Here is a 26955-nt window from a genome sequence, read left to right as displayed (position 1 = left end):
AGGAAACGATGACATTAACCAACGAACAAATTCTTACTGAGTTAACGGATCATCAACGAGCCATAGCAAAAACAGGTGGCCCTGCAATTATGATAAAGTCTTTCTCCTGGAGTTTTGCCTTATGAGTATGTCAATGGGGAATGTTATGGATCTTAAAATTACACATGAAAAATTGAACGGCACTCATTATTTGGAATTAGTAGGAGAAGTTCAGAGCTACACGGCACCCAGGTTGAAAAAAATACTTGTCCCATTATCAGAAAAAACTAAACAAGACATAATTATTGATGTTGAAAAGATTGATTTCATAGATAGTGTTGGGTTAGGAGTTTTCGCTGGCGTGCTTAGATCAACGAAAAGGAACAACAGTACGTTAATGCTAAGAGGCATGACGAATCGCGTCCGCCGATTACTTGAGGTAACAGGGCTTATAGAAATGGTCGAATCCAGCAAGAACAAGAAGACCGTGGAAACGTTCGCATAAATTTGGCTTGTAAAAAAGAATTATTCTTAAAAGTCATCCTTTACCTCATCCTTATATTTTCGTCAATTACTTTTAAACCATTACTAGACTCATTGTTCTTATATTAAATTGAATAGAAAGTCTCATTCTACTCCTCATTCCCTTTGTATATGGATGATGGTGAAACAAAAATTCAATGCAAAATTATTTTGAGGGGAATGAGATGATGAAGCGAATTCGTGTCTGGTATTGGGTCTTCACAGCATTGTTAGCAGCCTTAATGCTCGCAGGTTCCATTCCTGATATTCTCTCTTTTTCTGCTGCTGTGGATTTATTTAATCATTTGGGCTATCCTGACTATCTTTTGTCTTTTCTCGGAATTGCCAAATTGTTGGGTGTTATCGCCATTCTGGTGCCAGGCGTTCCAAGATTAAAAGAGTGGGCCTATGCCGGTTTTTTCTTCGATCTGGCCGGTGCGATGTATTCTACGATCGCTGTTGGAGATCCCTTCAGTTCATGGGTAATCTTTTTTGTTGGATTTATCTTGATTGCAGGTTCGTACGTTTTCCATCATAAGAAGTTAGCTGCAGTAACATTGAAAGATTCTACCCACACTTAAACCCCGATTTCATCAAACCTCAAAAGGCAGTTCCTGTTATAACAGGAACTGCCTTTAATGATTTGTTAGGAGCTATTTCAAAAAATTATGTGCGGAAAGAGTGTAAAGTTTCACAGTTTCAACAAGTTCTTTAATATCAACATATTCATCGGCATGGTGCGGGATATACCGATCACCTGCTCCTGTTGTAACGATTGGCACCCCTGCAAGATGAAGAAAAGTACCATCTGTTGCACCTGGTACACCGTTATAAACAGGATCCTTGCCCGTAACTTGGGTATATGCCTGTGCCATCGCTTGTACAACTTCATGATCTTTTGGCGTCTCAGTCCAAGGACGGTCTTCAATCAGTTCGAGTGTTGCTTTAAAATCATCATCATCTTCACTAAGCCGCTCAATAATATCTTTAATTTTGCTTCTTAATTGTTCGTGCTCCTGTCCCGGTACCGTCCGAATATCAAGAGTGGCCATACACTGTGCAGGAACTACATTGATTTGCGGCTCCCCCTTTACTGGTGCTTGGAGAATTGTAGGCGTGATACTTGGCCATCCGAGATAAGGATGTTCTCCCAGTCTTTCTTTTTCTGTTTGTTCCAGTTTATCCAATTCTACGATTAATTTAGCCATTCTTGTAACAGGATTGATTCCTGTGAGCGGCATAGCGCCATGAGCCATTTTTCCGTAAGTTTTCAAAACGATCCTCATCGCACCTTTTTGGGTAATGCATAGCTGATTCTCCTCTGGTTCACAAATAATGGCACCATCCACATCATTCGCCCAGCCATTCTTTATAAAATGTTTAATACCAATCATCATGCCTTCTTCGTCACATGGGATACAAAGTATAATTTTACCTTTGAATGCTGCGCCTGATTTTTTCATAGAATGAACAGCAGAAATCGCAGCGGCTAAATTCCCTTTTGTATCACAAGAACCTCTTCCATAAATTTTACCGTTACTGATTTCTCCCCCAAAGGGGTCATACGTCCAGGAGTCCAGGTCTCCTTCAGTTACCACATCTGTATGCCCCTCAAACAGGAGGGTTTTTCCGGGAATACCAGAGTCATAGATTGCTATAACATTCGGGCGCCCAGGCACTACTTCTTCATAGTAAACTTCTAATCCTATGTCCTTAAGATAATCAACGATGAAACGGGCTACCTTTTCTTCGTTTCCGTCTTCAAGATTTGGGCGATAAACACTTTTAATACGGATAAGGCTTCTTGTCAGTTCGACTACTTCTTTTTCATCAACATATTGGAGAATAGATTCTATAGCAGTTGTCATTGCTCCCTTCCTTTCCAAAGTGATTTTTTGACATCTTTACTTGATGGAAAGTTCTTGATCCCTTCAGCCTTCATAATGGCCTGGATGACTGCCTGTGCTAAAACGTCTGCAGCAATGGTTCCAATCAGATCAACAGAAGCACTGATATCTCCAGTAGCCAGAGAAAATATGGTGTCCCCATCATACATCGTATGCACAGGATAAATCGTTCTCGCTAAACCGTCATGAGCCATGGAGGCTACTTTCGAAGCTTGTGACTTCGTTAACATAGCATTGCACGCGACAACTCCGATCGTTGTATTCGTGCCAGCAGTCAATGGAATTTCAGGTTGCTCAATCATCCATTCTAAGCTGCTTCTTATATTCCCTTGGTCATCTCTTGCACCCGCAATGACTTCTCCAGTTTCAGGATTTCGAATCTCCCCTATGGCATTAACGGCAACAATAGCACCCACAATTAAACCACTGGGCAAAATTAAAGACGCCGAACCGAGACCTCCCTTCATTGCTCGATGATGGCCAGCTACTTTACCAACCGTGGCCCCGTATCCTGCTCCTGAATTACCAAGTGGAAAATGTCCCCTTTCCGCGTTGGATGATGCCTGATAACCCATTTCCCGATCTGGCCTTGCCGAAGGGTCACCAACAGGCAAATCAAAAAGGACTGCTGAGGGAACAATCGGAACAACTCCTACTCCAACATCCAAACCAATCCTTTTATCCTCTAAAAACTTCATGACCCCGCTTGCTGCATCCAGACCATAGGCACTTCCTCCCGCCAGGCAAATACCGTGCACTTGCTCAACGAGATTCAGGGGGTGAAGCAGATCCGTTTCCCGAGTCCCTGGAGCAGCCCCCCGAACATCCACACCACAAACGGCGCCTTTTTCTATTATTAAAACAGTACATCCTGTATAACCTATACGGTCTTCTTCATTGCCGATTTTAATGCCAGGGACATCCGTAATATTTTGAAAACATTCCACTACATATCTCCAGAAATCTTGGATTTTCTGTTCCCGCTATGATCCAGTTTTTTCCAAGCTACAACTACTGCCAGGGTAATGATAACGGAGACTATAGCTTCCGGTATGCCATTAGTAACCGCAATTGTAACCGCAACACCCGGTGCAATATAGCCTCTAACCACCGCCATGATTAAAACGAGGAGCGTATTGGTAAAAGCTCCGATAAAGCCAGCCACTCCAATAGCGGCATATTCGTTTACTCTACGAAGTGAAATATAAGAGAAGTAAGCAGTGACACCAATAAACAATCGAGGAAGGATAGCCACTAGTGGATCCTTGAATAGTGGTATCGTTGCATCCAAAAAAGACGAAACACCGAAGATTAATCCAATTACCAGTCCAACAAATGGCCCTTGCATAACTCCTCCAATGATTGCAGGAACATGCATGATGGTTGCGTTTCCTGCTGCTGTTGGAACAGGAATAAAACCTAACCGAGTGACACCAAGCAAAATAGCTACCGCTCCTAAGACACCTGCAATGACAATCTTTCTTGTGGTTAATCCTCTTTCCATTCGATTACCCTCCTTATTTTTTAAAGAATGATAGTTTGGTAGTGATCTCTAGTAGGGAAAAGGGAATGCTAGTAAGAATGCAGCGAATAAAATACAAAAAAGAATAGCTATATAATCTTTGGTTTGAGCCTTATACTTTGTGTAAATTGACCGTTCACTTCCTGGTGTATAGCACCTTGCTTCCATTGCGAGCACTAAGTCCTCTGCCCGGGACATAGCAACATTGAATAATGGAATAATAATAGGGAATACATCTTTTGTTCTTTGGATAATTCTCCACCAGGCACCCGTTCCAAACTCCGCTCCTCTGGATGCTTGGGCCTTCATCATTTTTTCCATTTCCATAGCAAACGTTGGAACAAAACGGATTGCTATCGTAATAATCAGCGCAAATTCATGAACCGGAAACTTTACACGCTTTAATGGTCTTAATAAACTCTCAATCCCATGTGTAATTTGTGTTGTAGAAGTACTTAAGGTTAGTACACTGCTTAAAAAGATGATCTCGATAAAACGAAAGGCAGAAACGACGACTAGCCTTATGCTGTCACTTGTTATTAGGATAAATCCATAATCCACTAAAACCGTTCCACCAGAAGCAACTTTGGTATAGAACAACAATTGCAGCACGGCTAATATCAAAATGAATGGGATTGCAGGCTTGACCCCTGATAAACCATAGTTAATGGGAATACGTGACATGTAAAATAACCAACAGGCAAAAGCAAGAGCAATAATATTACCTCCGTAGGTGTCACATACAGCCATTGCAATGACTAGAATCGTGAAGGCTAAAAGCTTTACGCGGGGATCCATACGATGAACAAGTGAACCAGTAGGCAAGTACTGGCCAATCGTTATATTGCGTGTTAATTCAAAACCAGCCAACATTATCATCTCCTATGAAGGATAGAAACGATTTCCTGTGCGGCAGACTCCATTTCATATGCTTTAAGATTGACTGGATAACCCCGTTCTTTTAGACGTGCGAGAATCTCTACAGTTTGAGGTGCTCCAATATGGTGTTTAGCTAGGGTTTCCGAATTACCGAAAATGTCTCGGGGTGTTCCTTCAACCAGATTCTTCCCTTCTGCCAACACATAAATCCTTTGAGCTAAATAGGCCACTTCCTCCATGTTGTGAGAAACAAAAATGACTGTCATGTTCTCTTTCTCGTTCAACTGACCTATTTTGTGCAAAAGTTCTTGTCTCGAATGGGGGTCAAGACCTGCTGTAGGTTCATCTAATACCAAAATTTTGGGTTGTAATGCCAGAACACCGGCCAAAGCAACTTTTCTTTTTTGTCCACCGCTCAGGGCATAGGTCACCCGGTCTTTCAGTCCCTCAAAAGAAAGGCCGACCAATTCCATTGCCCACTTGACACGATCCCTCACTTCTTTTAATGGGAGTCCCATTTTTAATGGGCCATACGCGATATCATCACCGATCAGCTTTTCGAAAATCTGGTCTTCAGGGTTTTGAAACACGAGGCCTACTTTTCTTCTCAAAGCTTTTACATCAAGTTTTGAATCAGATAACTTTTGGCTTTCCACCAATACTTCTCCGCGCTGAGGACGCATCAAACCGTTGAAATGCTGAATTAACGTGGATTTGCCGGATCCCGTATGACCAATAATTGCGATGCATTCCCCTTTTTTCACTTGTAAATTAATCCCTGAAAGCGCCTGGTATTCAAGAGGGGTCTTTTCCATGTACGTATGATATAAATCTTTCACTTCTAAAATGGGAAGATCACTCATCCTACAATCACCCCTCTTTTGGCTGATAGACGTACAACTTCTTGGACAATCTCGTTATTCTGGATTAAGTCTGCCTGAAATTCTTCGTCGTATTCATGAATAAATCTTGCCAATTGACTGGCAACAGGAACATCAAGCTTCAATTGATGCAACAGTTCATACTGCTGAAAGATTTCTCTGGGCGGGCCGTCCATTACAATCTGGCCTTGTTCAATAACGATCACCCGGCTGGCCTCTGCTACTTCCGACATATGGTGGGTAACGGATATTATGGTCATTCCGTCGTTATTCAGTTTGCGGACAACTTCCAAAATATCTCTTCTTCCATGGGTATCCAGCATACTGGTAGCTTCATCAAGTACTAAACAATCTGGTTTCATTGCAATGATTCCCGCAATGGCGACCCGCTGTTTTTGTCCGCCTGATAGGTGATGTGGCGGTCTTTTTCGAAACTCGCTCATCCCTACTGCTTTCAATGCATATTCAATTCTTTCTTTCATCTCGGATGCGGGTACTTCAATATTCTCTAAACCAAAGGCGACATCGTCTTCAACGATTGTCGCAACAATCTGGTTATCGGGATGCTGAAATACCATACCTACCTTTTGGCGAATCTCCCGGATTACATTCGTTTCCTTTGTATTGTAACCGCTTACCAACACATCGCCATTACTTGGCTTAAGAATTCCATTCAAGTGTTTTGATAGGGTGGACTTGCCGGAGCCGTTATGTCCAACAATCGCAACATATTCTCCTGGAAAAATATCAAAAGTAACTCCATTCAATACCGGTATGGAAGTATTGTTATTCACACTATATTCAAAACTAAGGTCGCTAACTTGAATAAGAGGTTTTGTCATTAAAATCCCCTTTCCCCTATGCTCTGGTAACTATAACGTTTTCGTTTTTACCAGGGGTTCATCAGCCTTCATAACTGAGTTTTGCTTTTTTAAACTGAAAACTAGCAAACTCGTCATTATTAAACTAAAGGCTAGAAAAAATAGCCCTGCCTCCATCTTTCCAGAAGCATCTTTTAAATAACCGATCATGTAAGGTCCGACAAATCCTCCTAAGTTACCAATCGAGTTAATCAGTGCTATTCCTACTGCTGCTGAGGCTTCTGTCAAAAATAAAGCAGGGAGTGACCAGAAGGGACCAAAAAAGCTGTAGATTCCAACGGTTGCAATGGACATCATTAAAATAGAAAGATAAGGATTGGACGTCATCCCTGCCCCAATTAAGCCTAGAGCCCCCAATAAAGGAGGTAGAGCCGTAAATAATCTTCGCTCACCTGTTCGATCTGACCGTCGGGCCCACCAAATCATACAAATTCCTCCAGCAATGTAAGGCACCATTGAAATAAGGCCAACTTGGGTGTTAGTGAGCAACGAAGAGAATGATTTTATGATGGTCGGCATCCAAAATCCAATGCCGTATAGACCGATAACCAGCGTTAAGTAGATGAGTGATAGTTTCCAAACCAGAGGGTTGGTTAGCACTTGACGAGTTGAATGGTGTTTCAGACTCCCTTTCTGTCCGTTTTCATGTTGAATTTCCTGTATGAGCCACTCTTTTTCTTCTTTTTCCAGCCAATTTGCGTCTTGTGGACGATCCGTTAAGTAAAAAAACGTAACAATTCCAATGATGATTGCAGGTATTCCTTCTAAAACGAACATCCAGCGCCATCCAGGCATCCCTGCCCAATTAATAGAATCCATGATCCAAGTAGATAATGGAGCTCCAATGATATTTGAAGCTGCAAGAGCTGTCATAAATAAGGCGAAGGCTCTGGCCTGCTCTTTTGCCCGGAACCAGTAGGTAATATATAAAATAACCCCTGGAAAAAATCCCGCTTCCGCTACTCCTAAAAGAAAACGCAAAACATAGAGGTGTGCAGCACTCTGAGCCCAAGCTGTCATAATAACAACTAATCCCCAGCTGATCATGATCCGTGCGATCCACTTTCTTGCTCCTACTTTGTGCAAGAGTATATTGCTTGGAATTTCAAACAGAAAGTATCCAAAGAAGAAAATACCAGAGATTAAACCAAACGTAGAGCTTGCCAGTGCTAAATCTTTGTTCATATCTAATGCGGCATATCCAAGGTTTACTCGGTCAAGAAAGGCTACAATGTATAACAAAAAGATAAACGGAATGATTCTCCAAAATACTTTTTTTGTTGTACGCTCTTCAATTGATACATTAGGTTGATGCATATAAACCTCCCCTTCTTATCCTGTTTTCTTAATACTTAAATTCAGACTAGATTCCCCGGCCGCCATCGACATTCATAATTTCTCCAGTGACCGCTTTTGCTAGATCAGAAGCTAGATATAAAGCTGCCTCCGCAATATCCTCCGGTTGAATCAAAGTGCCCAGAGGGACGCTGTCGAGAAAAATTTTCTTTTTGTCTTCCTCAACCTTTTCCTCATCACCAGGTAAGAATTTTCCCAGCATAGGAGTTTCAGCTGGTCCTGGATTAATGGCGTTAACCCGGATTTTATAGGGAGCTAATTCAAGTGCCAGTGCCTTGGTTAACATGATCGCCGCCCCTTTCGATGCACAATAAGCGTTTAATCCAGGTCTGGCCCGTATTCCTGCAATGGAAGCGATATTAATTATCGATCCTTTTCTCTTTTTTTTCATATGAGGAACAAGATGCCGTGTGGTCAAAAAAATCGATTTCGTATTGACGTTCATAATCTTATCCCATTCACTTATGCTCATTTCTTCAATGGGAGTGAAAAACTGAGGAACTCCCGCGCAATTTAGCAGGACGTCTAAATTTTTGTATTTATCGACGGCTTCATTGACCAGGTATTGGACACTTTCATCATCTCCCACATCTGTCTGAACGACCATTACTTCTCCTGCTTGTCCTATTTCTTCGGCTGTAAGGTTAGCAGCGTCTCTGTTTAAGTCTGCTAACACGACCTTAGCTCCTTGGGCTGCAAACACCTTAGCTGCAGCTTTCCCCATTCCCGAGCCAGCCCCAGTAATGATAGCTGTTTTTCCTTCTAGCAATCCTGCAGTCATAGATTCATCACCACCATACGTTCATCTGTCATTTCCTGAATGGCGTAATGCGGTCCTTCTTTTCCAATCCCGCTGTTTTTCACACCGCCATATGGCATTACATCATTACGATAAGTTGATACATCATTTATGATTACCCCGCCGTATTGCAAAACTTTAGCCGCTCTCATCGCCAGCTGTAAATCACGGGTGAAAATGCCAGCCTGCAACCCATACTCTGATTGATTGGCGCATTGGAATGCTTCTTCAATATCCTGATAAGGAATGATACTAACAATGGGAGCGAACACTTCCTTACATACCACTTTCATCTCAGGTTTCGTGTTGACGAGTACTGTTGGAAATAATAAGGCACCTTCCCTTTTTACTGGCAACAAGGATTTTGCTCCTTGTTCAATGGCTTCATTCACCCATTTCTCTGAACGAATGGCTTCTTTTTCACTGATCATCGGACCAACGTCTGTTTCTGCTTTTTCTGGATCGCCCACTTTCAATAGTTGTACATAATGTAAATAATGCTCTGTAAAATCATTCAGGACAGATTGATGAACATATAGGCGCTGAACAGCTATGCATGCTTGTCCAGCGTTGTGAAAACTGCGGCTCGCCGTAAGTTTCGCAGCTAACTCTAAATCTGCATCACTATGAACAATGTTCGGAGAATTGTTGCCCAGCTCAAGAGCTACTGGCCTTAAACCGCTTCGTTCTTTAATATGCCTTCCTACTTCACCTGAACCAGTAAATGTATACATCGCAATGCGCTCATCTTCCAAGAGCCATTCACCAACCTCACTGCCTGCACCGGTGACGATGTTTACATAGCCTTTCGGAAGACCTGCCTCCTCCAAAAGATCCACTAGCTGAAAAGTCGCCAGCGGGGTAGTGGTAGCAGGCTTAATTACAATGGTATTTCCAGCAGCAAGAGCGGGAGCAATTTTATGAACCCCTAACAGCAAAGGGTAATTGAATGGAGTGATGACTCCAATAACCCCTTTTGGAACACGGATTGTAAAGCCTAACCGGTTATCTTCCCCTTCCGCCGCCTGCAGCGGAATCATTTCTCCGGCGATTCTTTTGGCTTCTTCTGAGGACAAACGGATCGTGTTAATCGTTCGGTCAAGTTCTCCCGCCGCATCTTTTTGGGTCTTACCCACTTCTTTTACTAATGAGAGTTCAAAATCCCTGCGTCTCTCCTCCATTAAATCAGCTGCTTTTGAAAGAATAGTAGATCGCTGGAAGGCTGTTAATTTGTCGGTCTTAAAGTTTTTTTCAGCCGCAGACACTGCCTGATCCACATGATGCTTACTTGCTTTAGCGATGTTTGCAATCACCTCCCCTGTGTACTTATGATAAACAGGAATAGTTTGTTCGGTTTGAACGTGTTTTCCATCAATGTACAAATAGAGTTTTTTATCATTCAATAATGAAGTTTGTGTCTCGGTCATCCTTCATCCATCTCCCTAATTAAAATTCATACTCTTAAACGTCATTTGTTCATGAATGGCACTTCCAAATTCACTCGTCGTGTGTTTCCCGCCAAGATCTGGTGTTGATACCTTTCCTTCAAGGAGTACCTCTTCGATCGAGTCTACAATTAAGTCCGCAACTTCAGAAAAACCAAGATGCTCCATCATTAAGCTGATACTCCAGATCTGAGCAATGGGATTGGCTATTCCCTTTCCGGCGATGTCGGGCGCAGAACCATGAATCGGTTCAAACATTGAAGGGTACGTTTTTTCAGGGTTAATATTTCCTGAAGGGGCTAGTCCAAGGCCACCTACAATAGCTGCCCCAAGATCAGTTAAGATATCACCAAAAAGGTTACTTCCTACAACAACATCAAGTTCTTCAGGCCGTGTAATAAAATAGGCCGCCAGTGCATCAATATGATAAATATCAGTTCGTATAGATGGATGATACCGGCTGACTTCCTTTACGATTTCATCCCAGAAAGGCATTGAGTGATTAATACCGTTCGATTTAGTAGCTGCGGTCAGCCGTTTTTTGGTTCTTTTTTCAGCCAAGGAGTAGGCATATTTGATCACTCGTTCGGTTCCATATCTCGTAAACACATTGTTTTGTACAGCAAGTTCAAAGGGAGTATTCTCGTGTATCCGCCCTCCCATGTTGGAGTATTCTCCCTCCGTATTTTCACGGACTACTACAAAATCCAAATCATCATGCGCTTTATAACGAAGAGGGCTGTCCAATCCTCTTAGAAGTTTAATTGGACGTAAATTGATATATTGCTGAAAAGTCCTCCGAATAGGCAAGATCAGCTCCCAAACGGATATGTGGTCAGGTACAGATGGGGCTCCTATCGCTCCAAGCAGTATGACATCGTAATCCCGCAAAATTTCCAAACCATTTTCAGGCATCATCTTTCCATGTTTTAAATAGTAATCACAATTCCAATCAAAGGAGTCGATAGAAAAATGAATCCCTCCGTGAAGTTCCTCAATCCTTTTTATTGTTTTTAACCCTTCTGCCATCACTTCAGGTCCAATTCCATCTCCAGGTATGGCGGCAATCGAAAAATGCTTCAAGTTATCACCTCATTTTGTTATGTTAATGATAATTACTTTGCAAGTTTCGTGCCAATTCTGTTAATTTAAAATTTTCTGAACTTATCACGTAAAAAAATAGTACCGAAGAGAATTTTTGTTGCGTTTTACAACAAACGTTTCAAAATAAAACATTATAATCGGTATTCTTTCATTTTCCTCCAAAGAGTTGACCGGTCAATCCCAAGAGCATTTGCTGCCTCTGCTTTGCTCTCATATTTTTGAAGTGCTCCTTGAATTAACTCTTTTTCACTCTCTTTTATCGTGATTGCACTGCTCTCTATTATTCTTGTGTTGTTCTTCCTTAGCTTAGGGTAAAAAAAGGAAGCATCTTCAGCCAAAATTTCTGTTCCTTTTTGCAGTAAAACAATTCGCTCCAAGACATTTCTTAATTCTCGGATGTTACCCGGCCAGTGGTAATGTTGCAAAACAGAAATAAAATCTTCTTCAACTTTTACTATTTGCTTGCGATGCATTTGGTTGAATTGCTCAATAAAATGTCCGGTAAGTAAAGGGATATCCCCCAGTCTATTTCGTAAAGGCGGCAATTCAAGAGAGAGTACATTTAATCTATAATATAAATCTGTCCTAAATTCTTTCTTGGTAATTCCTTCTTCAATATTTGAATTTGTGGCTGCAATAATTCGAACATTAACAGGAATCGTTCGTTGTCCACCAATTCTGCGTACAGACCTTTCCTGAAGAACACGCAAAAGGTGCGCCTGTATCTGCAAGGGCATTTCGCCAATTTCATCCAAAAAGAGGGTCCCTCCATGTGCTAATTCGAAGAGTCCTTGTTTACCGCCTTTTCTTGCACCTGAAAAACTTCCTTCTTCATAGCCAAACAATTCACTCTCCAGGAGACTTTCAGGAAAGGCTGCACAATTAACAGCAACAAATGGACCAATAGCACGGCTGCTTTCCAGATGGATCCCTTGAGCAAATAATTCCTTACCTGTTCCAGACTCCCCTGTAATTAAAACCGTCGCATCCGTTTTCGAAAAGATCTTTGCCTGTTCTTTGGCTTCTCGGATCTCTTTTTCCTCTCCAATAATATCTTCGAGTCTGTATTTTGCTTCTAATCCGTGCTCATGCAACTTTTTCCTTAGTTTCATTTCCAGCCTTTGCAGGTCAGTGATTTCCTTAAAATTAGATACCGCTCCTACCACAGTATGGTTAAGAATGACTGGAAAACGATTAATAATAATTTGCCGATCGAGGATCTTAGCAACATCCCCTATTTCTTTCCTTCCAGTCTGAAGCACTCTAAGCATATCCGAGTGCGGAATAAATTCCGTTATGTACTTTCCAACGACTTCACCTTCAAGTCCTAAATACTTTTTTGCATTTTCATTGGTTAGAGTTATTTTCCCTTGGCGGTCTACCGCTATTAATCCATCATGAGCAGAATCGACGATGGCTTGTACCTGGTATTTTTCTTTGGACATCTCTCTGGTGACACCCAAGAGGTTTATCGCCTGTCTTATAGAGGAAAATACGGTATCCATTGATGGTTGAACATAATATAGGTTCTCTTTTGTTTGTTGGGCAATGGGCAGATGACTTTCCCAAGAAGGAATTAGGATAGATGTGTTTATCTTTGCATTTCCAAAATCGAAGTTGTCTTTGCTGCAAATTTCAAATGTTTTATTGTAAATCATTTGATTCTCATTATCCAGCCATTTTTTTTCATCATTTGATACGATAATGAGTGGGTTTTTTCCAAGAAGATCGTATTTGTCTATCGTTTTTTTAAAATCACTTAAGTGCAAGGACAAGGGGACAATGGGAATCGAAAATGATTCAACCTCGTTTAAATAGATGGAAGGGGTAATAAGGACAAATGGATTCATAATATGATCTATGACTGTTTTTCTTGAATGAAATGAGGATGATTGAATACCACTCTTTATTAATATGTGAGTAATGAATTCCTCTAGCTCCTTATCCACTTTGTATAAAGCAATCATTGATCAACCTCTTTTCTTATAAGTTAGAATAAAAAAGGGGCGCATATCCTTTTGCTAATTAATTTTAAATCTAGTGTAACATAGTTATTTTACAACTTATCCATTTAATAGTAAGGTTTTCTAGTGTTTTACTCAGTAGCGTAAAAAAGACTAACACTATAAAAAAAGAGAATAACCTGCACTCTTTAAATAAAAATTATCCAACTTCAAAAAAGCCTATCCACATTTCTCAAAAATGAAAAGCCTTTCTCTAATCGTTATAGAGAAAGGCCATTCATATACTTACCAAACTCCAAGCCTTTTAAACTGTGAGAGGACCAGCCGGTAATATTCCTTCTCGAGCTCCATCAGCTCCTCGTGGCTTCCTTGTTCAATAATGTTTCCGTGATCGAGCACGATGATGTTATCGGCCTCTCGTATGGTGGAAAGGCGGTGCGCAACGATGCTGGCCGTCCTCCCTGCAAGAAGGGTCTTCAGTGCTTTTTGAATGTTGACTTCGGTTTCAGTATCGATACTCGCGGTCGCCTCATCTAGAATAAGGATTCGTGGACCCGCAAGCAGGGCTCGTGCAAAAGAAGACAAGAGCTGCCGCTCACCTACAGACAGGAGATTTCCCCGCTCTTCTACTTCCGTCTGGTAGCCATTCTTCAGCTTGTTGATAAATAAGTGAGCTCCTACCACGTCAGCTGTTTTTTCTACTTCCTCATCCGTTGCGTCAGGCCGGCCAAACCGAATTTGATATTATAATGCGGCTCCAAATAAATAACTAATAATTGGTATTTAATCCAAAATTCCTAGCATTTCCTTGCTCTTTGGTTCAGTTTCGCTTACTGCTGTATAGGATTTTACTGTGATAATTCGTGGTTTCCATTACTCATTTAAACATGTGACTTATGAAGCATTTTTGTACATTCATGAAAAACCCCTCATTTGCAGGAATCTCATAGGAAGATGTCAAACAGTTAGTTAACACCTTGGAAAAGACGATGACGTTAAATTACTAGTAAAGGTGGCAGTTTGGATTATGAATACCATTCACGGTGTCTTGGAACGAAACGCCCGGAAGTTACCAACGAAAGAAGCATTTATTACAGGTACAGCACGATTGACATACAGCGATATGAATGGCAAAGCCAATCAGCTTGCCCGACTACTGATTGAAAACGGCGTCAGGAAGAACGAACGAATGGCGATCATGTCGCGAAACAATGAGCATTTCTTCTATGCGTATTTTGCTTTATTAAAAGCGGGAGCCATTCCTGTTCCTCTCAACACACGGCTCAAGTCAACCGAGGTCCATTCTATTTTAGAAAGAATGGATTGCAGAGGAATCCTTTATGAGCAATCTTTTCAGTCATGCGTTTCACAGGAGGCTATAGTATTACCACTTCTGGCGGTTTCCTTGGAACATGCCGTTAACCAATCCCACCCCTTCTCATCCGATAATCTGAACTTCTCGATTGATACGAACGAGATTTGTGAGATCATGCTCACTTCAGGAACGACGGGTCTTCCAAAAGGAGTGATGCTCACTCATGCCCAGGTTTCCTCTGTTGCCTTGGGGATCGCAATAGAATTCCATTTATCCCACAATGACCGCATCCTTTCACAAATGCCTCTTTCCCATTCTGCTCCCCTGAATTGTTTTTTCATGGGCGGGCTTTATTGCGGGGCTTCTCATGTTCTTGGAGATTTCACACCTCAGAACTTTCTCCAAAGGATCCATCAAGAAAAAACGACATTCACCTTTGCCTCTCCTATCGCATATTTGCTTGCAGCCAAAGAACCTTCCCTATCGAATTATGATCTATCCAGCATGCGGGTATTCGCCTATGGCGGTGGAGCCATGCCGCTTGCTTCCTATCATTTCGTAACGAAAGCCTTTCATAACAAAAACTTTTATCAGGTATACGGGTTGACGGAAGCCGGGCCGAACGGGTCCCTTTTGCGCCCGGAGGAACATGAACATAAACCAGGAAGCATTGGTAAAACCCCGGTAGTAAATATGGAGATGAAAGTCATCAATGATGATGGAACAGAAACTGCTCCTGGCGAATACGGTGAAATTATTTTAGCGGGCGACAGTGTCATGTCCGGCTATTTCAACAACAAAGACGCCACCGAGGAAATTCTTCGTGAAGGGTGGATTTATACCGGTGACATTGCTTACCGAGACGAAGATGGCTATCTATTCATTGTTGACCGTAAAAAAGACATGATCATTCCGGGCGGAGTCAATGTGTATCCCCGGGAAATCGAAGAAACACTGACGAAACATCCAGATGTTCTTCAGGCTTGCGTTGTTGGGGTTCAAGATCAGGAGTGGGGCGAAACCATCAAGGCTGTTATTGTAAGAAAAGAAGATTCAGAGGTCTCAGAGGGTGAACTTAGAAGCTTTTTGTCTGGCCATCTTGCTGCGTATAAGTGCCCACGTACATACAGTTTTGTTACTGAACTGCCGTACAATGCCAACGGTAAAATCCTAAAACAGCTCGTAAAGGAGATGTGACACGTGAAAAACAGTTTAAAGAACAGCGGCCGTATCGACTATACAAAATGGAAGGAAGGAAATGAAGCCAATTGGTATAATGACGATCCGATCCTTGTCCGCTATGCGAAACGTTATTTATCAGTTCCGATGTTTACATATGTTGAATCCGCCTTTCAAAAAACAGGAGAGCTTGCTTCTGGCCCAATTGATCAGCGGGCTGTACATACCGATCGCGATGGAGCTCCGAAACTGATCCGTTATAACCGCAAAGGGGAAGAAATCAATGAAGTCTGGTATAACGAGGGATATTTGCAAACGGTAAAGGACGGTTATGGAACAGGTGTCGTATCCTATCGCTATGATGAGAACGCCCCTGAAAAGGTTCCTTTCATGGTGAACTCCATTCTGCTTTATTTGCTGTGTGAAGCTGAAAATGGCTTCACTTGTCCTGTAGGACTTTCACAGTCCGTTGCTTTCGTTCTTGAAAAATTCGGATCCACTCAGCAAAAGAACGATTACCTTTCCCGCCTGTCCTCTACCGATCCTGAAGTACACGCTCAAGGAGCGACATTTTTAACCGAGATACAAGGCGGGTCAGATGTGGGAGCAACCCAAACCATTGCAGTTAAACACGGCGACCACTATCTCCTGACAGGAGAAAAATGGTTCGCGAGCAATTGTGATGCCGAAATTGCCATTGCCCTCGCAAGAGTCAGCGAAAAACCATCTACAAAGGGACTCGGACTTTTTATCGTGCCAAGGACCTTGGCAGATGGGACAAAAAACAAGGTAACGATAAGAAGGCTTAAGGATAAACTGGGTGTCCGTGCAGTCGCCAGTGGGGAACTCATCTTAAAGGAGGCAGTCGGATATCTCATTGGTGAAGAAGAGAACGGCTTTAAATACATGGCAGAAGCTCTCAATGTTTCAAGGCTTGGCACCTCTCTCGCAGGGCTTGCAGTTGCAAGAAGAGCACTTCTCGAAGCGGCCGTCTACACAAGCCATCGTAATGCATTCGGGGCAGCGGTTATCTCTTATCCCATGGTACAGGAATCATTGACGAACATTATGACTGGAATTGAGGCAGCATGGTCGATCTCCGCTCAGATGATTTCTTTATTCGACCGGGTGCATACCTTTAATGAATCCACCCCTGGAAGTACAGCCCTCCTCAGGATCCTGCTCTCACTAGCCAAATACCGGTGCAGCGAGCTAGGTGTATCCGCTGCCAAAGAGGCGCTTGAACTGTATGGAGGCAATGGATACATTGAAGAATATGTTACCCCTCGCCTTCTACGGGATGCTGTCGTTAATCCGGTTTGGGAAGGATCCGCAAACATCCAATCGCTCGAAGTGCTAAAAACGCTTCAGAAGGGCGGAACAGTACCGTTTTTAGAAGATTTGAATCAAAACCTGAACCAAATCGAAAATTCCGAACTTCTTCAGCTCCGAACCCAAATAAAGATGGAATCTCAACGAATGGAAGAACTGTTTGAACATGTATTAAAACAAGATGGTCAGCAGCAAAGTGCCCTCGCGAAGAAACTGGCGGATTTTATGTATGATGTGTATACAGCCGTCCATCTACTGGAAGAAGCGCAATATGATCTTCAACATATGGGAGATAACAGGAGAATGATCGTCGCAGAACACTGGTACAGAATGAGATTTGATCTTTCTCCTGATCGCGGGATCCTGGGTGATACCATTACCGATGAGAAGTTTGAGAAAATCGTTTGCTTTCATTGAAAATTGAAGGATAAAGGAGCGGGGAAAACTCCGCTTTTTTTTTTACAAAAAAAGAACCGAATCAAAAGGATCCGGCTGCTCAATGAGGGTATTTCATTAGGGGGTGTGTCAAGAGATTGTTTAATCCCAACGATTATACTCCCTATCATACCACAACACTTTAATAAGTAAACGCTTTTATGCATTAAATTAATAAAATTATTTTTTACACACCTGAAAAAGCCATAAATCCACCATCTACTGGAACAGTGATACCCGTCACAAATCCGGAGTATGATTCATCCGCTAACCAAAGCATCGTTCCTAGTAAGTCCTTTGGTTTCCCAAACCTCTTCATCGGAGTGCTTCCTATAATTTTACTTGACCGGTCTGTATAGCTTCCGTTTTCCTTCAAAAGCAGTCCGCGATTTTGTGTCGTTAAAAAGAACCCCGGTGCAATCGCATTCACACGCAGACCTGTTTCCGCAAAATGGACGGCCATCCACATCGTAAAATTATTGATCGATGCTTTTGCCGCACTATAAGCAGGCACTTTTGTCATGGGTGAGTAAGCACTCATGGATGAAATATTGATAACAGCCGGTGATTCTGCCTGCAGCAATGCCTTGCCGAATACTTGAGATGCAAGAAAAGTGCCGATAAAGTTAGTTGAGAACACGTTGGAAAATCCGTTCTCATCCATATCAAAAAATGATTTTCCTGAAGCTTCTTCGTCGTATGTCTCAAAGTCAGTGATCGCATCGGGATGGTTGCCTCCAGCCCCATTGATCAGTAGATCGATGGAACCAAACGATTCTAAAATCTCCTCTTTCGCCTTTTCTAATGATTCCCGGTTCAAAACGTCAGCGGAGACAGAAAGAGCGGTGCCGCCAGACTGCCGGATCTCGTCGACAACCTTTTGCCCTTTTTCAGCGGTACGGTTCAGAACTGCCACTTTCATGCCGTGGCGGGCGAGCTCACGGGCCATCTCGGAACAAAGGACCCCGCTGCCGCCGGTGATGACCGCTGTTTTATGGTTTAAGGTTTCATGCACGGGAATCATACGCTAACTCCTTTTTTACGCATGAAGTTGTAGCAGATGACCTTTACTCCAAATTCAGAAAGGTTGCGGATCGTTTGCTTATAATTTTCAATATAACGATTGCGTTCTTCATTGCCGAGTTTGATCGCTTCATGGATATTCACACTTTCTACAACCTCTGCATGAAATCCCTTTGATTGAATGTACTCCACTTCAGACTTTATTTCTTCCTTATCCCATACTTCCCCGACAGGCTTTTGGTGCAGCGCCCAAACGATTCCCTTCACTCCTGGAATTTGTTTAACATGATCCAGTGTGACCGTATCGTTCCCGCGGCCGTACCATCGAAATGTGATATTCATCTTACACCTCCATATCGTTCAGTGGTTAAGTAAATAGATTAAGAGAGTACACTCTACTTCTTTTGGGACCTGAAGTCAGGATTTCTTTTTAAAGCCGCTCCAATAAGTGCTGCCTTTCCGTCAAGATGGCTAATGAACAATCTGTCTACTGTTCCTTGCTGTTCCGGCAAGACTAAGCCCTTTAAAGAATCCTTGATTGATCGTAACAAAAAGGGGTTTTGGGTTATTACACTACCTCCGATGATTATTTTATGAGGATCTAACAAATTAATAATGGTGTAAATTCCCTTACTAAACGTTTTGATCACATCATCCATCAATACAATGGAACACGAATCACCTTTATAATAGTTCTTGACCCATTCCTTTGTGGAAAAATGCTGACCGGTTTGAACCCTTCCTCTTCTGGAAATAGCTGGGCCACTTGCAAGCTCCTCGATCCTCTGATTGCTTGATGTAACAAAAGATAATCCAAGTTCTCCGGCAAAACCACGTCCATTGAGGACTGATCCCTTATACAAGGTGCAGCAAGCAATACCGGTACTCCATGTGATATACACAAAAATTTCGTTTGATTTACTGTTTGCATGCAGCCACTCGCCATATGCAGCCATAACGACATCATTATCAATCCAGACTTCCGTTTGAAATGTATTTCTTAACCTTTCTGCAATGGGAAAGGACGACCAGGAAAGATTGTTTTGATAGACAGCCATTCCTTTTTCCACATCCACTTTTCCAGGAACACCTGCACCAATACCATGAATATCTTTCCATGAAACACAAGCATCTGACACCACTCTTTTTATGCAATTCACAACTTGATCGAACATTTCTTCAGGGTGATGAGGCTTGCTTTGAATGGTTTTTACTTCCTGGCAACTTCCTTGTTCATCGACCAGACAAGCCGCAATTTTGGTACCGCCGATATCTACACCAATAGAATACATAGGTGGACCTCCTATGAAGAAAAGCTAATCTTAACCACCTGATTAAGATTTCTAGGATGGTCGGGGTTTAATCCTAGCGCAGTTGCCCGATAATAGGCTAGCATTTGTAAATAAGGCATTAGACACAGTAAAGCTGCCTTAGAATTGGAACTGCATGGAACGGTAATAACAAGGTCTGCTCCTAATCGTTCATGCTGGTTTCCAATCAGGACTGTCCGCCCGCCGAATGACTGAACATCGAGAAGCAGTGATTCTTCTATTTTTCTTGGCAGGTCACCGGTTGATAACAATAATACAACGGTCTTTTCATCTACCATTGAGATGGGGCCATGCCTAAATTCAAGAGCAGAATAGGCCTCACATTCGGTTTGTGTCATCTCTTTTAATTTGAGGCAGCCTTCTTCCGCTAATCCAAAAGAGCTTCCCGTTCCAAGAAAAATAAACCGTTGATTCTGCTCAGTCTCAGCAATCTCACGCATCATTTCTGTATCCTTCAACGTCTCTTTTACTATTTGGGGAACAAGCAGTAAATCATGCAGCTCAAGCTGAGCCAGTCTGGCAGAATATAGCTGTAGTGCGTACAGCATGTTCGTGAACGATTGAGTCATGACGACACTTTTTTCTTGTACGTGATTCAATATGATAGATTCTCCACTTAATTGAGTAATTTCGGATTCGGCATGGCAAGTCACAGCAAGGGTTGCAATTTTCTTATTTCCTTTTACCGATTTTAATGCGTGCAGAACTTCTGATGTTGTTCCAGACCGGGAAATAGCAATTAGTTTATAATGGCAATCTTGTGCAAATGTCTGTTGAGGATGTAAAAAAACTTCCGAAGCTGGAACCGCTTGAGCAGCCATTCCTGTTGTTTCTTGAAAAAAACGAGAAGCAGAAATGGCAAGATAATAAGAGGTTCCGCATCCAATAAACAAGTGAACACATTTATTTTCAGGTTTCTTTATTGAAAGATCCAACATAAGTTTTTGGGTTGTTTCCAATGTTGCTGCCTGTGAATGGATTTCTTGAAACGTATATGAGCTACTCATGAATAGTACTCCTTTCCATTACGTAAGATGGCTACACTTTTTTTCAATTCGTTCCATTTTTCCAGCGATATAACTCCAGCTCTTTCTTCCATGGCATTAGCAGCTGCTGCAGCTGCTGCAGCTCGCAATACTTCGGCTGTTTTTTTACCTTCTATCATTTTTGCAATGAGAGCGGCAATGAGTGTATCTCCGCAGCCAACCGTATTTACTGCTTGTAATTTAGGAGGCACCACTTTCCATCTCTCACCATGGATGACGGCAAACAATCCGTTTTCCCCCATCGATACAAAAGGATAAGAGATACCTAGATTTTGGCAGTGTATGATCCAATCATAAATATCATCCTCTGACCAAGTTGTCCGGTTTGTCATCTCTATAAGCTCCTGAAAATTCGGCTTGATCATAAATGGCTTAGCTTTAATTGCTTCCTTTAAGGACTCACCGCTTGTATCCACGACCGCCTTTACGCCTAAAAGTTGAACTATACCTACCAAATCCTTGTAGGTGTATGAAGGCAAACCAGAAGGAAGACTGCCCGAAAAAACAACAAATTCACTTAGCTTTGCAAGCTTCTGCAGGCGGCGGCGAAAGCCGCCATATTCTTCCTCTGAAATGACAGGTCCTTTCTCCAATAGCTCTGTTTGGCTCCCTGCCTCTTCATCCAGTATCGTAATACACAGTCGGGATTCACCTGCTGCAGGTTCAAAATCATGTTTCACTGCAAAGAGATCCAGCATGTTACATATGCTCTTTCCGTTAAAGCCCCCAGCAAACCCAGTGGCAATGACAGGAATATGGAAAGCTTTTAATACTTTTGCCACATTGATACCCTTGCCTCCCGGTTCTTTGTGACATGTTCCTACCCGGTGTATGTGGCCGGTTCTGAGGCTGGAAAGTTTATAAGTAATATCAATAGCAGCATTTAGGGTAACTGTCGTAACAAATTTCTGATTTGTCATTGTACGGCTTTTGGAATGGGCTTCAGCAGCAATAGTTTTTCTTTCACGATGGATTTTACGGCTTCTCTTGATGTCACGAAAACCTTACGCGGATCATTCTGAAGAGGATTTTCATGTAAAAAATGGGACAGCTCTTTAAAAAAAGCCTGCTTTAACTCTGTTGAGAAATTCACTTTACTTACGCCACAGCCTATCGCCCGTTTTAGGTCTTCATCCGGAACTCCGGACGCTCCATGCATAACGATAGGAACTCCGGTTTGTTCCGAGATTTTTTTTACACGGTCAAAATCGAGCCTTGGCGCCTTTTTATACTGACCATGAGCTGTACCAAATGCTGCAGCTAAAAAGTCAATCTTCGTTCTATACACAAACTCCTCTGCCATGGAAGGGTCTGTATAATATTCCATGTCTTGTGATTCATCGTCTGCCTTTCCGATAGCACCCAATTCTGCTTCTACTGGTACATCTACATCGTGGCAAACACTAACTACTTGTTTAACCAAATCGATGTTCTCTTCAAATGGGAGGAGAGAACCATCAATCATTATGGAATTATAGCCTCCACGCACACATTGATGTACGGTTCTTATGCTTTCTCCATGATCCAGGTGGAGGGATACTGGAACACTGACACCGTCAGCTGCGGTTTTAACCATGCTTACCATATGATCCATTCCCATATAATAAATGGTTGCAGGTGTGGATTGTAAAATTATCGGTACGCTTAAATCATCAGCAGCTTCAGTAACGGCTCGAATCATTTCCAAGTTATGAGCGGGAAATGCTCCGATCGCATAATGGTTTCGATAGGCATCATTCACCATTTCCTTTGAGCTAACTAATGGCATTGGTATCCTCCTTTACATCATTGATTTTCATTTTAAAGAGGTTCTTTTTCACAAAATCATCGTCATTTAAATGGGGATATTGATGATAGAGCCGATTAATTTCCTCCATTTGTCCCGGTGATAAATCTTCCTTTTGATTTAAACACCATCTTCCTTCCAGCATTCCTTGCCTTCGAAGTATTTCATGGATGCCAGGAATACATCCAGAAAACTGATGGGCAGCATCAAAAATTACTGCATTAGCATCCGTTATTTCTATATTCCGTTGCAATAAGTCATCATAACTTACTGCGTTCGGAGCATTCTGCAGCCTTTTTTTTATGTCCTCCAATAGTTCCACTGCTTTCTTGGTCCAGACTGCCCAATGGCCAAGCAGTCCTCCGACAATTCTTTTCTCAACCAATCGGCCATCGATAACAAAACGGTAAGGTGTGAGTAAATCAGCTACAATATTGTCGTCATTCCCGGTGTAAAGTGCTATTTCCTCTGTTCTTCCTGATTCACAGACTGCTCTTACTACGTCTATTGTTTGATAACGATTGAACGGAGCAATCTTGATTGCCATCACATTTGATAGGTTCGCTATTCTTTTCCAGAACTCATAACTTAGAATTCTCCCGCCAACAGAAGGCTGCAAATAAAAACCAAAGACTGGAATAATGGAAGAGATGGCTTTCATTCGTTCAAAAAGCTGTTGTTCTGTCCATTCAGACAGCCCACCCATGCTGACCAAACCTAAATCGTAGCCAAGCTCTCTTGCCAGCCTTGCCTCTTTTAACGCTTGATCTGTTGGTCCGCAAATTCCTGCAACCATAACAAACGGCCTGTTAAGGCTTGCGTCAGCTGCTTCCTCTATCGCTAATCTCAAGACCTCTTCAAACATTTTTGGCTGATCGCGAATTTCAAACTGGGTGGTATGCACTCCTACTGCAAGACCACCGGCACCTGATGCAATGTAATAACTTGTTAAACTTTTTTGGCGTTCTCTATCCAGTTGCCGTGAAGAAGTAAGGGCTAAAGGGTGGGCGGGTATTACCATACCCGATAAAAGAGCTTTATGCTTTTCTGGGCAAAGCTGTGCATTCATTTAAAAAGCTCCTTCCCGTTGCTGAAAATGAGTGGGCTTGTTAATCATTATTCCGTCTTTTTCGACCCACTGGGCAACCCATTCAATCATCTGCTGAAGCGGCACATTGGGATAACCCAATAATTGATGAGCTTTTGATGCATTGCTTAATAACGCTGTTTCTTTTTCTTCATTTAGAAAAACGGGTTCCTTTTGCAGCAGATTTCCAAACTGTCTGGCAAGCCCGCGGATAGAGATGGTTTCTGGACCTGTTACATTTATAATCAATGGCGGAGAGTCTGCCAATCTTAAACTTCGGATGGCCATTTCGTTGGCGTCTCCCTGCCATATGACATTTACATGCCCCATATTTAAATCAATGGGTTTTCCTTCTTTTACTTGCCTTGCCACATCCAGCAGCACACCATACCGTAAATCAATGGCATAATTTAATCGGAAATGGACGATTTTGATTTGGTGCAGGTGAGCAAAATATTCAAAAATACGTTCTCTCCCCAAGCAGGATTGAGCGTATTCCCCTATTGGACCAGTTGGATGGGTTTCTGTGGCTCCACCTTTTGATACGGGTGTCAGGGGATATACATTTCCAGACGAGAAATTGACAATATTTGCTCCTTTGAATTTTTGGGCCACACATGCTGGCAAGTAAGTATTCATAGCCCATGTATACGCCTCATTGCCGACCGTTCCAAATTTAAATCCAGCCATATGGATAACATTTTCAGCTTCTGGGAGTTGATTCAGCTGATGAGGATCCAATAAATCCGCAGCGATAGTTTCTACTCCTTCTTGCTCTAATTCGATTCGGGCTGGGTGGTTGCTGAAGCGGGATACAGCAATGATTCTTTTTGAGAGCCCCGCTTTATCTGCAGCCCTTCTTGCCATCTTTGCCAAAGTTGGCCCCATTTTCCCGCCTGCCCCAAGAATGATAATGTCACCGGAAATGCTTCTTATATCTTCAATTAATCTTGGTGATGGTTCCGAAAGCTTGTTTTCTAATTCCGCTATTGTATTCATAGTTCTCTTTCAACTCTCCTTTTTAAGACAAGTCTTTTTAGTGTCTCTAATTTTTATAACCCGTTCCTTACGTTGACAATAAACAAATGTCAACGACTTCATATTCTTTAATTGTCGGCAGTTGGATCGTTGCCCATCCTCCGTGCTGGACAAAGTCTGGGCTTTTTTTGCTTCGTAAAAATGTAATAGAATCAATCTCTTTTGGTAATCGGATGTTTATCGTCAAATCTGATAAAGGCAGTACTTCAGTAATCGGTCTCGTCATCGAAGCAGTGTAATTGATTACATGAATAAGAATGCGGTTCTCCCCTTGATTTCTCAAGGATACATGAATGGATTCTGTATTTTGTACAGTACTGACGTAGATTGGAATTTCCACAAGTGACTTCACCGCATTCTCCATTAGCTTCCTGTATTCCGGAAGAGCAAACGCTTCATAAAATTTGCCTACATTTCCGGCAAAGTAAATACTTTCTCCCAATCCATAGCCATTTTTAACGATATAGGGGTGCGATGTCTTTCGGGGAAGCTCACAATATCTCGAGATCTGTTTTTCCCGGTAGAACATCACGCTTTCTGCACCATGATTGCTAGCAACTTCAGTTCCTAACCGTGCAGCTGGAATTAACTGCTGGTCAATGGATGTAAGCAAATCATGACGTGAATCACATTCAATATGATCGTATTGGCAGTGGCGAATAGCACGTAACGTTATGCCAAACACTTCCGCTAACAAAGGCTGATTCCTTTTCTGCCCATCTTCCTGATAAAGAGAAGTATCAAATGATCCTATGATCTTCCCTCCTCTATTAACATAAGCTTTGATACAGTTGGCCTCTTCCTCGTTCATGACACTCACATTGGGCAAAATTAAAAGTTCATACTTTGCAAATGAACCATCTGTTATTGATGCATTGTCTACAATATCAAACGGTATCCTGCTTCTTGATAAAACATCATACCACCCCATAAAGGATCCTCGGGCATCGCTCTTGTCAGGATCTTTCAATTTGTCCTGGCCAGCTGTAAAATCGGTTTCTTCTGCGGAAGATTGATAAAAATTGGCGGTATCATAAGACCACATTAAAGCAACAGATGCCATTGATTTTGTATCGGTATAACACCCTTTATTCTCATCAAGAAAGGTATTGATTTCCCTCACCGTTTGCATTCTTGGGTCAAGATTATTGTCATTGTAAACTCCATACCAAGTGTTGGCACCGTGAGATACAGCCATTGCATGTGTCAGCCATGTTTCAGCTGCCGATAATAAATAACGGGACCAGGGGGCAAGCCGACCTGCAATCGCTACACAATAAGGTTTGCCAGCAGACTGGGTTTCAAGCAGTTGAGCTGTGGCGGCAGGTTTCCAGATCGGGACCTGTCTCAGATCATCACTTAAAAATCCTCCTTCGGCTAAGAGCATATCTTGATGTTCAACGGTAAGCCGGTTATCCCGGCTGCAATAAATGGTTGGGACCAGTTGAGGACTGTTCATGTAAATCATGGCATCCGGTTTTTTGCTTTTTAATAGCCGGCTTGCTGTCTTCATAAAAAGGGCAATGGACTCCCTTTTAAAACGAAATAATTCCTTTCTTTCTTGAGGCGTTGCTTTTTCCCACACAGGAAGTTCATAATGAAAAGCCTTTTGGAAATCATGTTTACAGCTTCTACAATAGCATCCTTCAATACGAAAAAAGGGACCATCCAGGAAAATCCCTTTTATTTTATAAGCTGCCAGATTTCTTATGACTTGAAAGGCGTAATCGCGAAAAGGGGAATTTATGCAAGAATATGCCCCAGATCCGTAAGCACTTGGTATGGGCTGGCCATCCGAATAAACCTGCTGATAGTCAGGATGCTGCACAGCAAGCGAGGATGAAAGCCAATGAACATTGAAGTATACAATAGGGTTAATTTCCAGCTTGTCATACTGGGCCTCTATTTGTTCTAAAATATTTTTTCTTACTTCTACAGCGCAATCAGATGGATAGAACGTTATTCCGGACTCTCCTTCGGCAATATCATGTACTTCTACGTGTTCACAATTAAAGCCCAGGCTTTTTCGAATGAGAAACTGCTCCTGAAGGTCAAGCCTTTCATAAACTTCAGGCCCGGGTGGAATAAAATCCACAATCCTCAGCGGCTTTTGTTTCCATGTTAATGTTTTCATAGGTTACCAA

The 26955-nt window shown here is 42.2% G+C and carries 23 protein-coding genes and 2 pseudogenes; 4 read left to right on the top strand and 21 right to left on the bottom strand.

The features are described 5' to 3' along the window. Positions 1–121 precede the first annotated feature (121 nt). On the top strand, positions 122–484 hold the full coding sequence (locus OKX00_RS11255) for an STAS domain-containing protein (protein WP_265410429.1): 363 nt from the start codon (positions 122–124) through the stop codon (positions 482–484). Positions 485–686: 202 nt separating this feature from the next. Beyond that, positions 687–1082, top strand: a complete 396-nt coding sequence (locus OKX00_RS11250) for a DoxX family protein (protein ID WP_265410428.1) — start codon at positions 687–689, stop codon at positions 1080–1082. Positions 1083–1154: 72 nt separating this feature from the next. Here OKX00_RS11250 and OKX00_RS11245 read toward each other — a convergent pair whose 3' ends face one another. From OKX00_RS11245 to OKX00_RS11190, 12 genes and pseudogenes are all read right to left on the bottom strand, one after another. Continuing rightward, complete coding sequence (locus tag OKX00_RS11245) at positions 1155–2369, bottom strand: M20 family metallopeptidase (RefSeq protein ID WP_265410427.1); 1215 nt, start codon at positions 2367–2369, stop codon at positions 1155–1157. Beyond that, positions 2366–3355, bottom strand: coding sequence for a P1 family peptidase (locus tag OKX00_RS11240; protein WP_265410426.1), 990 nt, complete (start codon positions 3353–3355; stop codon positions 2366–2368). Before OKX00_RS11240 ends, OKX00_RS11245 begins: the two co-directional genes overlap by 4 nt. Next, positions 3355–3912, bottom strand: coding sequence for an ECF transporter S component (locus tag OKX00_RS11235; protein WP_053358239.1), 558 nt, complete (start codon positions 3910–3912; stop codon positions 3355–3357). Before OKX00_RS11235 ends, OKX00_RS11240 begins: the two co-directional genes overlap by 1 nt. 48 nt (positions 3913–3960) lie before the next feature. Continuing rightward, positions 3961–4803, bottom strand: coding sequence for an energy-coupling factor transporter transmembrane component T family protein (locus OKX00_RS11230; RefSeq protein ID WP_265410425.1), 843 nt, complete (start codon positions 4801–4803; stop codon positions 3961–3963). A gap of 2 nt (positions 4804–4805) precedes the next feature. Further along, a complete protein-coding gene (locus OKX00_RS11225; protein ID WP_265410424.1) occupies positions 4806–5672 on the bottom strand; it encodes an energy-coupling factor transporter ATPase in 867 nt (288 codons plus the stop codon). Further along, positions 5669–6532: an energy-coupling factor transporter ATPase gene (locus OKX00_RS11220; protein ID WP_265410423.1), complete on the bottom strand. Its 864-nt coding sequence runs from the start codon at positions 6530–6532 to the stop codon at positions 5669–5671. Before OKX00_RS11220 ends, OKX00_RS11225 begins: the two co-directional genes overlap by 4 nt. A gap of 30 nt (positions 6533–6562) precedes the next feature. Then, a complete protein-coding gene (locus OKX00_RS11215; protein WP_265410422.1) occupies positions 6563–7888 on the bottom strand; it encodes an MFS transporter in 1326 nt (441 codons plus the stop codon). A gap of 46 nt (positions 7889–7934) precedes the next feature. Continuing rightward, on the bottom strand, positions 7935–8708 hold the full coding sequence (locus tag OKX00_RS11210) for an SDR family NAD(P)-dependent oxidoreductase (RefSeq protein ID WP_265410421.1): 774 nt from the start codon (positions 8706–8708) through the stop codon (positions 7935–7937). Continuing rightward, positions 8705–10153, bottom strand: coding sequence for an aldehyde dehydrogenase family protein (locus OKX00_RS11205; protein ID WP_265410420.1), 1449 nt, complete (start codon positions 10151–10153; stop codon positions 8705–8707). The genes OKX00_RS11210 and OKX00_RS11205 overlap by 4 nt, the downstream gene beginning before the upstream one ends. Before the next feature lie 15 nt (positions 10154–10168). Continuing rightward, positions 10169–11254 (bottom strand): tartrate dehydrogenase, encoded by a 1086-nt coding sequence (locus OKX00_RS11200; RefSeq protein ID WP_322114365.1) that lies wholly within the window; start codon positions 11252–11254, stop codon positions 10169–10171. A gap of 152 nt (positions 11255–11406) precedes the next feature. After that, the gene (locus OKX00_RS11195; protein WP_265410419.1) at positions 11407–13242 is read right to left on the bottom strand and encodes a sigma-54 interaction domain-containing protein; all 1836 of its coding nucleotides are present in this window, start codon (positions 13240–13242) and stop codon (positions 11407–11409) included. A gap of 282 nt (positions 13243–13524) precedes the next feature. Beyond that, a pseudogene (locus OKX00_RS11190) lies at positions 13525–13977 on the bottom strand (ATP-binding cassette domain-containing protein); the annotation flags it as partial. A 289-nt stretch (positions 13978–14266) separates the two neighbouring features. Between OKX00_RS11190 and OKX00_RS11185 the strand changes: the two are divergent. Next, positions 14267–15751, top strand: coding sequence for a class I adenylate-forming enzyme family protein (locus OKX00_RS11185; protein ID WP_265410418.1), 1485 nt, complete (start codon positions 14267–14269; stop codon positions 15749–15751). A 3-nt stretch (positions 15752–15754) separates the two neighbouring features. Further along, positions 15755–17482: an acyl-CoA dehydrogenase family protein gene (locus tag OKX00_RS11180; protein ID WP_265410417.1), complete on the top strand. Its 1728-nt coding sequence runs from the start codon at positions 15755–15757 to the stop codon at positions 17480–17482. Between the two features lie 205 nt (positions 17483–17687). Here OKX00_RS11180 and OKX00_RS11175 read toward each other — a convergent pair whose 3' ends face one another. From OKX00_RS11175 to OKX00_RS11135, 9 genes and pseudogenes are all read right to left on the bottom strand, one after another. After that, positions 17688–18524 (bottom strand): SDR family oxidoreductase, encoded by an 837-nt coding sequence (locus OKX00_RS11175; protein ID WP_265410416.1) that lies wholly within the window; start codon positions 18522–18524, stop codon positions 17688–17690. 20 nt (positions 18525–18544) lie between these two features. Beyond that, positions 18545–18865: pseudogene (locus OKX00_RS11170) on the bottom strand (mannonate dehydratase); the annotation flags it as partial. 53 nt (positions 18866–18918) lie between these two features. After that, a complete protein-coding gene (locus OKX00_RS11165; protein WP_265410415.1) occupies positions 18919–19815 on the bottom strand; it encodes an ROK family protein in 897 nt (298 codons plus the stop codon). 11 nt (positions 19816–19826) lie between these two features. Next, positions 19827–20861, bottom strand: coding sequence for an SIS domain-containing protein (locus tag OKX00_RS11160; protein ID WP_265410414.1), 1035 nt, complete (start codon positions 20859–20861; stop codon positions 19827–19829). Continuing rightward, complete coding sequence (locus tag OKX00_RS11155) at positions 20858–21820, bottom strand: 1-phosphofructokinase family hexose kinase (protein WP_265410413.1); 963 nt, start codon at positions 21818–21820, stop codon at positions 20858–20860. The genes OKX00_RS11160 and OKX00_RS11155 overlap by 4 nt, the downstream gene beginning before the upstream one ends. Further along, complete coding sequence (locus OKX00_RS11150) at positions 21817–22668, bottom strand: class II fructose-bisphosphate aldolase (RefSeq protein ID WP_265410412.1); 852 nt, start codon at positions 22666–22668, stop codon at positions 21817–21819. Before OKX00_RS11150 ends, OKX00_RS11155 begins: the two co-directional genes overlap by 4 nt. Further along, a complete protein-coding gene (locus tag OKX00_RS11145) occupies positions 22655–23755 on the bottom strand; it encodes a dihydrodipicolinate synthase family protein (protein ID WP_265410411.1) in 1101 nt (366 codons plus the stop codon). Before OKX00_RS11145 ends, OKX00_RS11150 begins: the two co-directional genes overlap by 14 nt. Continuing rightward, entirely contained in the window at positions 23756–24772 is a 1017-nt protein-coding gene (locus tag OKX00_RS11140; RefSeq protein WP_265410410.1) for an NAD-dependent epimerase/dehydratase family protein, read from the bottom strand. Between the two features lie 67 nt (positions 24773–24839). Then, the gene (locus tag OKX00_RS11135) at positions 24840–26945 is read right to left on the bottom strand and encodes a beta-galactosidase trimerization domain-containing protein (RefSeq protein WP_265410409.1); all 2106 of its coding nucleotides are present in this window, start codon (positions 26943–26945) and stop codon (positions 24840–24842) included. Between the last annotated feature and the right edge of the window lie 10 nt (positions 26946–26955).

It is taken from the genome of Fictibacillus sp. KU28468, assembly GCF_026153615.1.
GTDB classification, from domain to species: domain Bacteria; phylum Bacillota; class Bacilli; order Bacillales; family Fictibacillaceae; genus Fictibacillus_C; species Fictibacillus_C marinisediminis.
Note: the sequence above shows the minus strand (reverse complement) of the source record. Positions and strands in the feature narration are given on the sequence as shown.